The 11,291-nt window shown below is 56.5% G+C and carries 11 protein-coding genes; 2 read left to right on the top strand and 9 right to left on the bottom strand.

Going from position 1 to position 11,291, the window contains the following annotated elements:
* Positions 1-65 precede the first annotated feature (65 nt).
* From KHU33_RS03880 to KHU33_RS03870, 3 genes are all read right to left on the bottom strand, one after another.
* Complete coding sequence (locus KHU33_RS03880) at positions 66-290, bottom strand: hypothetical protein (RefSeq protein WP_211461194.1); 225 nt, start codon at positions 288-290, stop codon at positions 66-68.
* Between the two features lie 171 nt (positions 291-461).
* Positions 462-896, bottom strand: a complete 435-nt coding sequence (locus KHU33_RS03875) for a glycine zipper domain-containing protein (protein WP_211461193.1) — start codon at positions 894-896, stop codon at positions 462-464.
* 150 nt (positions 897-1,046) lie between these two features.
* Positions 1,047-2,345: an NAD(P)/FAD-dependent oxidoreductase gene (locus tag KHU33_RS03870; RefSeq protein WP_211461192.1), complete on the bottom strand. Its 1,299-nt coding sequence runs from the start codon at positions 2,343-2,345 to the stop codon at positions 1,047-1,049.
* A gap of 360 nt (positions 2,346-2,705) precedes the next feature.
* Between KHU33_RS03870 and KHU33_RS03865 the strand changes: the two genes are divergently transcribed.
* Positions 2,706-3,146, top strand: coding sequence for a universal stress protein (locus KHU33_RS03865; protein ID WP_211461191.1), 441 nt, complete (start codon positions 2,706-2,708; stop codon positions 3,144-3,146).
* A gap of 40 nt (positions 3,147-3,186) precedes the next feature.
* On the opposite strand, the gene KHU33_RS03860 is transcribed toward KHU33_RS03865, so the two are convergent.
* From KHU33_RS03860 to KHU33_RS03850, 3 genes are all read right to left on the bottom strand, one after another.
* The gene (locus KHU33_RS03860) at positions 3,187-5,250 is read right to left on the bottom strand and encodes a PAS domain-containing sensor histidine kinase (protein WP_211461190.1); all 2,064 of its coding nucleotides are present in this window, start codon (positions 5,248-5,250) and stop codon (positions 3,187-3,189) included.
* 118 nt (positions 5,251-5,368) lie between these two features.
* Complete coding sequence (locus tag KHU33_RS03855; protein ID WP_211461189.1) at positions 5,369-5,797, bottom strand: response regulator; 429 nt, start codon at positions 5,795-5,797, stop codon at positions 5,369-5,371.
* A gap of 99 nt (positions 5,798-5,896) precedes the next feature.
* On the bottom strand, positions 5,897-6,529 hold the full coding sequence (locus KHU33_RS03850) for a response regulator (protein WP_211461188.1): 633 nt from the start codon (positions 6,527-6,529) through the stop codon (positions 5,897-5,899).
* Between the two features lie 358 nt (positions 6,530-6,887).
* Between KHU33_RS03850 and KHU33_RS03845 the strand changes: the two genes are divergently transcribed.
* Positions 6,888-8,501 carry an FMN-binding glutamate synthase family protein gene (locus KHU33_RS03845; RefSeq protein WP_211461187.1) on the top strand — a complete coding sequence of 538 codons (1,614 nt, stop codon included), beginning with the start codon at positions 6,888-6,890 and terminating at the stop codon, positions 8,499-8,501.
* Between the two features lie 53 nt (positions 8,502-8,554).
* On the opposite strand, the gene maiA is transcribed toward KHU33_RS03845, so the two are convergent.
* From maiA to KHU33_RS03830, 3 genes are read right to left on the bottom strand one after another with little or no spacing between them, the layout of a single operon-like run.
* Positions 8,555-9,217 (bottom strand): maleylacetoacetate isomerase, encoded by a 663-nt coding sequence (gene maiA, locus KHU33_RS03840; RefSeq protein WP_211461186.1) that lies wholly within the window; start codon positions 9,215-9,217, stop codon positions 8,555-8,557.
* 21 nt (positions 9,218-9,238) lie between these two features.
* Positions 9,239-9,934: a fumarylacetoacetate hydrolase family protein gene (locus KHU33_RS03835; RefSeq protein ID WP_211461185.1), complete on the bottom strand. Its 696-nt coding sequence runs from the start codon at positions 9,932-9,934 to the stop codon at positions 9,239-9,241.
* Between the two features lie 53 nt (positions 9,935-9,987).
* The gene (locus KHU33_RS03830; RefSeq protein ID WP_211461184.1) at positions 9,988-11,166 is read right to left on the bottom strand and encodes a pyridoxal phosphate-dependent aminotransferase; all 1,179 of its coding nucleotides are present in this window, start codon (positions 11,164-11,166) and stop codon (positions 9,988-9,990) included.
* Positions 11,167-11,291 lie beyond the last annotated feature (125 nt).

The following is an 11,291-nucleotide window of genomic DNA, read 5'->3' as shown; positions in this document are numbered from 1 at the left end:
CATGACGCCTGTTTGGGCTGGACAAATTGTCCCAGGCTGCGATCGCGCTGGAACAATCCGGAACATCACTTAGGCGTTTTCGGCGGCACCAGGGGCTGATCGATCGTGGTTCCGGGTTCGTTCACATACAGTTGTTCTTCGACGATATCCAATTGCTGGCTGCCATCCAATGCGTGCCCGGTCCATCTCTCGGCCGGATTCACCGGCTGTGTTTTCTGCGGCGTTTTCTGCGGTAATTTCTTTTTATTATCGCGCTCAGTATCAGTCGAAACATGCTTGATTTTGCCCATCGCAGTCTCCTCTATCAATTGATCAATCTTCCTTGTTCTTTCAATATAGGACGTCCGCCGCCTGGCGCATAGCAAAGAATCCACCACGTTAACAAAAACGCCGGTCCAGATTCACATCTGGACCGGCGTTTTAATGATATTTAATTCAGTCTTGAGTCAGTCAGTCTTGGATCAGCGCTCGTAATAATCGCCCCGATACGGCTGCCGATAATATTCACGGCTTTCGACATAGACCGGGGCCGGCCGGTAATACACAGGCTGCGGCTGATAATACACCGGAGCCGGCCGATAATAGACCGGCGCAGGACGGTAATACACCGGGGCAGGTTGAGCATAATAACCTTGCCCGCGGTCGTAATAATCCTCTCCGCGATCATAGTAACCACGATCATCCTGGCGATAGCCGCCGGAAGTCGCGCCCACCGCCGCGCCAAGCACGCCGCCGACGATGGCGCCATTACGGCCGCCCACCGCACCGCCGATGACCGCGCCGGCCACCGCACCGATGGCCGTATTGGCGCCATCGTCGTAAGCCATGGCGGAGGTCGAAACCGCCGCAGTTGTACTGGCCAGCAGCGCAATGCATATCCATTTTTTGTACAGCATGATTGACTCCTTTAAGGGTCGTATAGTCACAGCCCGCCACAAACCGGAAAAAAATGCGGATCACGGCTGTTGAGTTGAACTATAGTCCAGCCCCCGGAAAAACCATGCAAGCGATACACACTTTTACACCTGCACAACATACTTACAAACTCAGTGCAGCTTGACCGAAGGCTTGGCGTGTTTCATCAAGCTGCTGGCGGCGGCTGTGACGCCGGTGCGCACCGGCCCCAGCAATGCGTTCAAATGCATCAGATGCAGACTGGTATACATCATGCGGGCAAAGAAGCCGTCGACAAACCAGCCGAGTTTTGTCAGCGATCCCATCAGAGTCCCGACCGACGTATTGCGGCCGAACGACACCAGCGAACCATGGTCGATATAGACATAGGGTCCGTCCGGCGCCGCTTGTCCTTTGCTGGCGCGAACGAAGGTTTCCAGCAGATAATCGGCCTGCTGATGCGCCGCCTGGGCCCGTGGCGGCACCATCTTGCCGTCGGTGCCAATGCAAGCCGCGCAATCGCCCAGTGCATAGATATTGTCGGTGGCGGCGACCTTCAGGAAACCGTCGACTTCCAGCTGAGCGGACTTCGTTACCGGCAATCCCAGAGTCTTGAGGAAATCGGGCGCCTTGATGCCGGCCGACCAGACGCACAGGTCGGACGCATAGTTGTTGCCGTTGGCGTCAGTCACGAAATTCTCTGCGATGCCGGCGACGCGGCAATCGGTGACCACCCGCACCTCACGCTCCTGCAGCAGTTTGACGGCGGCTTTCGAGACCCGCTCAGTCAGCGGCGCCAGCAACCGCGGCGCGCCTTCCAGAATAGTGATGCGGACATCGCGGTTCGGATTCAGATGCGGGAAATCATAATCGGTGTAGACACTGCTGGCGTCGCGTAACTCCGCCGCCAGCTCGACGCCGGTAGCGCCGCCGCCGACAATCACGATGTCGACCCCGGCGTCCGGATTCTTTTCCTTTTCCATATCTGCCAGCGCCAGCATTTTCAACAGGCGCAGCCGGAAATGTTCGGCATCCTCAGTGGTGTTCAGCGAAATCGTATTTTGCTCGGCGCCGCTGATGCCGAAGTAATTGGAGACGCTGCCGACTGCGATCACCAGCTTGCTGAACTTGATCTGACGCGGCGGGATCAACTCCGTCGCCGATTCATCAAGCACCGCGTCCACCGTGATGGTATTGCTGGCGCTGTCCAGCGCAGTCATGGCGCCGTAGACAAAGCGAAATTTATTGTCATGTGCCAACATCTGGTAAGACAAGCCTTCCTGATGAATATCGCGGGTACCCGCTGCGACTTCGTGCAAGGACGGCTTCCAGACGTGGTACAAAGCCCGGTCCACCAGCGTCACGTGACCGCTCCCTAACTTGCGACCGAGCTTGCAAGCCAGCTCAAGGCCGCCGGCGCCGCCGCCGACAATCACGATTTCATCTGACATCCATCATTCCTTCAATTTTTATTGATCGATCGGGCCCGGGAACGCAAGGGGTATCTCAGCTACAAAACCAGCGAACAACTCGGCAAGTCTACTTTTATAGTGCCGCACAGTGCAATAGTGACGTAGTTTCAGAGGTTTTTGATAGGGCGAGGGGAATTTGCGGTATTTAGAATAGCCCGGCAGAACAGCCCGGCATCGCGAGAAAAACAGCATAAGCACGATCTGTAGCGCCATTTTCATCATGCAAAATCACCAGCGCAAAGCCGCATTGCAAATACCGAAATGGCCGCTGGTTGGCAGCCTCAGTCTGCGCTATGATGAAAGCGGAGACCATTGCAAACACAATTTTCAGGAGGGTATATGTACCGGAAAATTCTCGTCGCCTACAATGGCACGCCCGAAAGCCGTTCTGCCTTATATTCCTGCATCCATCTGGCGCCCGGCCCCGAAGTCGAGGTCCATCTGCTGGGCGTCATCAATCTTGCCACCTATCTGATGGCAGGCGAATTCGTCGCCGAATCCGCCATCAGGGCTGAAAAAACCCTGCTGGAACAAGAACTGATCAAGGGCCACAAATTGCTCAGCGACGCCGGCATCAAGTCTATCGATCACTTTGAAAGCGGCGAACCTGTCAATGTGATCAGCGATCTGGTGAGCAAACTGGGGATAGACCTGGTGATCGTCGGCCATTCGCGCAAGAAACCGCTGGCAACCCGCTGGTGGCGTGGTTCAGTGGACACTCTGCTGGTCGAAAAAGTACCTTGCAGCGTACTGGTGGCGACCGATCCCTGCGTGCCGTAGCCTGCACCAGGCCGGTGCTTCCAGCCAGGCCGCCGACGATTTACTGTTTCTGCTCGGCGCCCGATTTTTGCTCAAACACCGGCAATTCGACCACCACCGCAGTGCCCTTGCCCGGCGCGGCAGAAAAGCGGACTTTCCCTCCCAGATAAGTGGCTCTTTCATGCAAGCCGCGCAAACCGTGGGTGGTGGTATTTTCAAAGCGCTGCTGCGACATGCCGATACCGTTGTCACGCACCGTCAACGCCAGCCGGTCTTCGTCGATATCGAGAATCACCTCAACCTGGGTGGCATGGGCGTGCTTCGACACATTGTTCAGAATTTCCTGCAACATGCGATATACGGCGATTTCGATTTTATGATCGACCGTGATGTCCTCATCCGGCAGACTGGACTTGCAGACGATCTCGGTGCGCTGGCCGAAATCTTCCAGCTGTTCCAGGATCGCCGCTTTCAATCCAAACAGATCGAGCATATTGGGCCGCAATTCGGTTTGAATCCGGCGCGTGGTCGCCACCAGTGAACTGAGCAGAGTTTGCATCTGCGCTTGGCGTTTCTGCCAGTGTTCATTGACCGGCAGGATTTTGTAGACGCCTTCCAGATGCATGCTCAGCGCAGTCAGGGACGCCCCCATATTGTCGTGCAGCTCGCGCGCAATCGCCCGCTTCTCTTCTTCCCGTATGGTTTCCATATGGTTGGCCAGTTCGCGTAACAAGGCGGTGCGTTGCACGATGGTGCGCTCCAGCTCCAGTTCGCGCTGTCTGAGCGAATCCTCGGCGCGCTTGCGCTCACTGATATCGGTGGCGATGCCGACCACTCCCATGACCTGGCCCTGCTGGTCGAACCATGGCGCCTTGGTGGTCTGGAAAGTCACCATATCGTCCAGCGACTGCACCGTCTGCTCCAGCGTTTCCGAGACCCGGCCGCTCATGATGCGGGCGTCGTCGCGGTCGATCCGCTCAGCATCTTCTTCGCGCTGGAACAATTCGCGGCTGCGGCGGTATTTGGCATCCTGCCAGTTCAGCCCGAGCCGGCGCAAATAAGCCGGATTGGCGAAAATCAGACGCCCCTGGCGATCTTTCACAAAGATCGGATCATTGGTGTTGTCGCTGACGGCAATCAATAATGCGGTGGCTTCCGCCAGCTCTGCGGCGCTTTGCAAGCGCGCTGCGTATTCGCGATCGACCTGGCCGGCGGCACGCCAGAAAATGAACAGCACCAGCACGCCGTCGATCAAGGTCAGCAAAGGTGGAACCGAGGTGCGGTCGTAAAGATTCTGACGCGCCCCCCAATCCGCCAGCCAATGCAGAGCGACCAGCAGGATCAGCATTTGCGGCAAGGACCGGCGCAACATCTGACCGCCCGGCGCATGCCGGGTAATGATAGCCATCAGGCGCTGATGCGGACGCGCCATCAGCAGTGTCATGCCAAACAGAAAAAAGGCGATTGCCGACGTCAAAGGAATACTGGTGGCGTAAACCATCTGGGTCATTGCCGCGACCTTGTACAGATAGCCCAGCAACGGAATCGCACTTAGAAAGATAAGGGAAATTGCCAGATATTCGGCCAAGTGGCTTTCTTGTTTACCGCGATGATCAAGCAGGAGCAGCGCCAGCCCGCAAAAAACAAAACCGATAGCGACCAGCGGATGCAAGCCGTTCGGATATGGCAAGCCCGGATGCGGCGCCAGCGCGGCAAGTACAACATCGAACCAGCCGGCGTTGCCAAACGCTTCATGCAAAAGCGCAGCGGCGGCAAGCAGCAACAGCAAAACAGCCAACGCCTGCGCGAGAAATCTAATGGCTTTTTGCGGCCCGAACGTCAGGCACTGCAGCAACAGACTGCAGGTCGCCAGCAAAAAACCGGCGGCCGTGTTGGCCCGCATGAGCGGCGGCTGCGAACTCGGAAACGGCAGGGCAATCTGGTAAGCATCGGCAATCAGCACCAGTGCCGAAATTGCCATCAGCAACAGGCTCACAGTTATCGCGGCGATGGTGGTGCGCGACACATAGGTTTGAGTGGCCGCCAGACTTTCCAGCGCACGTGCTTTCAGCGAATCCTGATAATGGGGATTGCCTAGCCCTGCCTGGTCGCTGTCCTTTGTCAAATCGCCTCCAGGGAAATCTTGTCGGCCAACACGCTAATCAAATCCATCTTTATCATTGCAAAAAGAAACCATTAAAATAAAAAACCCGCTCGATGGCGGCGGGTAGGTATTGCTGATATCAATGATTAGGCACCCCTGTTCCCAGAGCTGTGAGCAAGTCGCGCAGCTTGGTAAATTCCGAACTCTTGTCGAAGAAAAAACCTACGCCGTATTTCTCGCCGGCGCGTCGGAAAGCGCTGCTGACGTTATTGCTGAAAATGATTTTCAAGGAATTGAGCGGCTTGCGCGATTCTGCCAAAGTACGCAACAGACTCATGCCATTTCCCTGCTTGAGCTCGATATCCAGAATCAGCACATCAAAAGATTCGGTATCGATTTTTTTCAATGCGTCGTCTTCCTCTTCAGCGAATCCGGCAAATACGACGCCTGGAATTTCGCTCAAGGTATCAATCATCAAATCCCTTACAGCCACTGAGTCCTCCACCAGAAAAATCCGCAGCGGTGTGACGTTGGATTTGGCTATGTTGGAAGTCGTTGTATGGTCCATATTGGTTGACGCTCGCAACATCCCTCGCTTTGATTCATGCATTACGCCAGACTGGGCAATCACAGCCGGCAAATTTTGTACGCGATATGATCGCATCGTTTAATCGATCAAGTTATTCTTGATTGCGTAATAAATAATATCTGCATTGCTTGTCATGTTCATCTTTTGCAGCACGCGCGTACGATAGGTGCTGATAGTCTTTACGCTCAGACACAGCTCCTCGGCAATTTTGGTCACCCCTTCACCCTGGCTCAGCTTGTAGAAGATCTCATACTCACGCGCCGACAGGGACGCATGCAATGGCTTATTGTCATTGCTGGCGGGATCGGCGGTCAACAGCTCGGCAACCGCATAACTGATGTATTTGTGCCCTTGCAATATGGTATCGATAGCCTTCACCAATTCCGTTGCCAGCGCCTCTTTCTGCACATAGCCATCGGCCCCGCTGCGCAATACCTGCACTGCATACCGGCTCTCCGGATGCATGCTCAGGATGAGCACGGGCAGCGTAGGTTTCTCACGCTTGATCTGCTTCAGCACCTCGACTCCGCTCTTGTCCGGCATCGCAATATCAAGCAGCACGATGTCATATTCCTGCGAGCGAATCAGTCGAATCGCTTCCTGCCCATTGGCGGCTTCGCCGGTGATTTCCATCTGCGGAATATCGGCTACGAAGTACTGGACGCCAGCGCGGACCACCGCATGATCGTCAACCACCAGAATTTTTATCATCTATTCAACCGTCGCAATCGGACAACGCATTCAGACACATTACCCGGCACTGTCATCGTCCTATTATTTTTGCTTAACTTGCCCTGCTCAGGCCGCTTTCCAACCTGTGACGTCTAGTGTGCTGCCGACTGTCTGCAATGTAAAGCTACTCTTACTGCAGAGAATCCATACTAACCGGGCACGGCCATATGGCGCTATAGGACAGGGACGGATAGCCTTGTAGGACAACGGGAAATGGCGCTAGATACAGAGCGCGCCATCAATGTGTAAAATTGTCCGCCTGCTACTGTCAAATGCGGTTTTCCGTCAGTAAATCGAGATTGCATCGGCAATCACATGCTTTAAAAGGGAAGAAATCATGAAAGTCAGTCGTTACCTAAGCTTCTGGGCAGTGCTGTTACTGACTTTACTGCTTGCCGCCGGCGCCGCGGCTGGAAAAATGGGCTGGTGGTGGGCAGTGATCCCCGGCCTGCTGACTGTACTCGGGGTCTGGGATATGAACCAGCGCAGCCACGCTATCCTGCGCAACTATCCGCTGATGGGGCATTTCCGTTTTCTGTTTGAAATGATCCGCCCCGAAATGCGGCAGTATTTTTTCGAGAGCGATAATGACGGTGCGCCGTTTACCCGCAAGGAACGCAGCCTGGTCTACCAACGCGCTAAAGGCGAGGTCGACAGCCGGCCATTCGGCACCGAACTCGATGTCAAGCTGCGCGGCTACGAATGGGTTGGCCACTCGCTGTCGCCGACTACCATCGCCAGTCACGATTTCCGCGTCACGGTCGGCGCCGAACGCGCGCAGCCGTATTCGATGTCGGTCTTCAATGTTTCTGCGATGAGCTTCGGCGCGCTATCGGCCAACGCGATTCGCGCACTGAATCGCGGCGCCAAGAAAGGCGGTTTCGCGCACGACACCGGCGAAGGTTCGATCTCTCCTTATCATCGCGAATTCGGCGGCGACCTGCTGTGGCAAATCGCCTCTGGCTACTTCGGTTGCCGCAACGGCGACGGCAGCTTCAACGAAGAAAAATTCGTGGCGCAAGCCACTGCGCCGCAAGTCAAGATGATCACCGTCAAGCTTTCGCAAGGCGCCAAACCTGGCCATGGCGGTGTGCTGCCGGCGGCCAAGATCACGCCGGAAATAGCCGCAACGCGTGGCGTGCCGATGGGCGTCGATTGCATCTCTCCCGCCACCCATTCCTCGTTTTCGAATCCGATCGGCCTGCTGGAATTCATCCAGAAATTGCGCACGCTGTCGGGCGACAAACCGGTGGGTTTCAAACTCTGCGTCGGCCATCCCTGGGAGTTTTTCGGCATCGTCAAAGCCATGCTGCAAACCGGCATCCTGCCTGACTTCATTGTGGTGGATGGTTCCGAAGGCGGTACCGGCGCTGCGCCGCTGGAATTTGTCGATCACGTCGGCATGCCCTTGCAAGAAGGTTTACTGCTGGTGCATAACACCTTGCTCGGCGCCGGACTGCGCGACCGCATCAAGATCGGCGCCAGCGGCAAAGTGATTACCGCTTTCGACCTGGCGCGCACGCTGGCGATCGGCGCCGACTGGTGCAACTCGGCGCGCGGTTTCATGTTTTCGCTGGGCTGCATCCAGTCGCAAAGCTGCCACACCGACCGTTGCCCGACCGGTGTCGCGACCCAGGATCTGGGTCGTCAAAAAGCGCTGGTGGTGCCCGACAAGGCCGAACGCGTGTATCGCTTCCATGAAAGCACCTTGCACGCGCTGCAAGAGCTGGTGCAAGCTGCTGGCTTGCCGCACGCCTCGGCGTTGCGCGCGCATCACATTGTGCGTCGCACTTCGGACCATGAAGTGAAACTGATGTCTGACTTGCTGTCTTATCTGCAGCCCGGGGATTTGCTGAAGCAGAACTATCGCTATCCGGTATTTGAGAAATACTGGCCGATCTCGCGCGCGGAAAGCTTTCATCCGGCAGCGCCGATCAGATCAGGCGTTTGATAAAAAAGCCAGGGCTCTTGCGAATCCTGGCTTTTTCTTTCCGTGGCTTTCTGTCAGGCCTCGGCGTCCGGTTGATTTTGCGGCGCCGCCTTGATAAAGGCATCCAGCTCCTGGCAATTCTGGTAAATGCCCATCAAGGTCGGCATCCCGGACAGATCGCATTTCAGGCGCTGCGCATTGAAAATCTGCGGCACCAGGCAGCAATCGGCCAAGGTCGGCGTATCGCCGAAACAGAACTTGCCGGGCCGGCTATCCCTGGCCAGCATGACCTCCAGCGCTGCCAGCCCGCTTTCGCACCAATGGCGATACCAGGCGTTCTTGGCGTTCTCATCGATCTTCAGTTCATGCACCAGATAGCGCAACACGCGCAGGTTGTTCAGCGGATGGATGTCGCAGGCAATCGACAGGCCGATGCCGCGCACAAAAGCCCGATCCAGCGCAGCCGGCGGCAGCAAGGCAGGTGCAGGCTGGATTTCTTCCAGATATTCCAGGATCGCCAGCGACTGCGTCAGCACGGCCTGGCCGCCGCTGGCGTCATCATCGACCAGAGTCGGCACCAGGCCGTCGCTATTCAAGGTCCGGTACATCTGGCTCAACTGCTCGCCGCCGTGCTTCAGCAAATGCACCGGCACGATGTCGTAGGACATGCCTTTCAGATTCAAGGCAATCCGTACCCGATAGGAGGCGGAACTTCGGAAATAACTATACAGTTTCATCGATGTTTATTCGGGCAATAATTAAACAAGACGTACCCGCAGATCGCCGACGCCGGCGACCGACGCTTCCAGCAGATCGCCCTTGCCAGCCGCAGCAACGCCAGCCGGGGTGCCGGTAAAAATCAGATCGCCGGCCTGCAATTCGAAATAGGAGGACAACTGCTCGATGGTCTCGGCGATGTTCCAGATCATCTGATTGATATCGCCTTGCTGGCGCAATGTGCCGTTCACATTCAGATGGATATCGCCTTGCTCGATGATGCCGGCCGCACCCGCTGGACGGATGGGAGAAATCGGCGCGGAATAATCAAAACCTTTCGCAGTACACCAAGGCCGCCCCAGCTTCTTGGCCTCGCCCTGCAAATCGCGGCGCGTCATGTCGAGCCCGACCGCGTAACCCCAGATATGCTTGACAGCTTCTGCTGCCGGAATATTCTTGCCGCCGGTAGACAGGGCCACCACCAGTTCGATTTCGTGATGCAGATCCTGCGTCATGGATGGGTAAGGCATCTCGCCTATGCTGCCGTGTGCAACCGGCAGCACCGCATCGGCCGGCTTCATGAAGAAAAATGGCGCTTCGCGGCCGCTATCGCCCATCTCCTTGGCGTGCTCGGCGTAATTGCGGCCGACGCAATAAATCCGGTGCACCGGAAACAATTGATCACTACCAGCTACGGGCACCACTGCTGCCGGCTTAGGGGGGAAAACGAAGTGCATGGAAGCTCCTTTTTCAATACTGCCGAAAGACCGGCAGCGAACAATATCTGAACTCAATTCTTGCCAAGAAACTGCCCCAGGCGACGCACCGCTTCTTGCAGGTTTTCCATCGAAGTCGCGTAGGACAGGCGGATATAGTGCTGCGCCGTGTACGGGCCGAAATCCAGGCCGGAAACCATGCTGACGCCGACCTGATTCAGAATATTCTTGACCAGCTTGTCGGCGTCGCCGCCATCCTTGAGCAGAGCGCTGCAATCCGCATACACATAAAATGCGCCGTCCGGCATTACCGGCACGTTGAACCCCAGTTCGATCAAAGCCGGCACCAGATAATCGCGACGCCGTTTGAATTCGCTCTTGCGCGCCTCGTACACAGCCAGCGAGTCCGGCTCAAAACAGGCCAGCGCCGCGTGCTGAGCAATCGCCGAGGGACAGATGAACAAGTTCTGCGCCAGCTTTTCAATCGGCGTCACCAACGATTCCGGCAACACCAGCCAGCCGAGACGCCAGCCGGTCATATTGAAATATTTGGAGAAACTGTTGATGACGATAATGTCGTCGCCCAGCGACAGCGCCGAAAACGGTTCGGTATCGTAACTCAGGCCTTGATAAATTTCGTCGACGATGGTGAAGCCGCCTTTGCTGCGCACGGTGGCGATGATCTTGGCCAGTTCGCTGTGCAGAATCGAGGTGCCGGTCGGATTGGAAGGCGACGCCAGCAGCACGCCGCGGGTATTTTCGCCCCAGTGTTGCTGCACCATCTGGTCGGACAATTGGAAACGCTGCTCCGGGCCGCTGGCAATCATTTTCGCCTGGCCGTCGAAAGCGGCGACGAAGTGGCGATTGCAAGGATAGGATGGATCAGGCATCAGTACTTCACTGCCCTTTTCCACCAGTGCCGCGCAAGCCAGCAGCAAAGCGGCCGAGGCGCCGGCGGTGACAACGATGCGCTCGGGTGCAATATCCAGGCCGAATACCTGGCGATAATGGGCTGAGATCGCTTCACGCAATACTGGCAAGCCAGTGGCCGAAGTGTATTGCATCTTGCCGTCGGCCATGGCCTTGGCGGCAGCTTCAATCACCAGCGGCGCTGCGGTGAAATCGGGCTCGCCGATACCCATGTGGATAATGTGGCGGCCTTGCCGTTCCAGCGCTGCCGCCATTTTTGCCAGCTCCATCACATGGAAAGGTGCGATGTTGTCGAGACGTGAAGCCAGATGCGAGAATGTCATGGATACTTTTCCGAATGGCGGGCCGGTTCCTGTTGCAGGAAACGCGTCCCGCCTGAAACACAGGGCCGGCAGCTATGCACAATCGCAATAAGTATTGCGCGCACCATCCGTGTCCCCGTCTACAT

This window comes from Collimonas silvisoli (assembly GCF_018305005.1).
Lineage (GTDB): Bacteria > Pseudomonadota > Gammaproteobacteria > Burkholderiales > Burkholderiaceae_D > Collimonas > Collimonas silvisoli.
The sequence above is the reverse complement of the archived record's forward strand: the minus strand, read 5'-3'. Positions and strand labels throughout refer to the sequence as shown.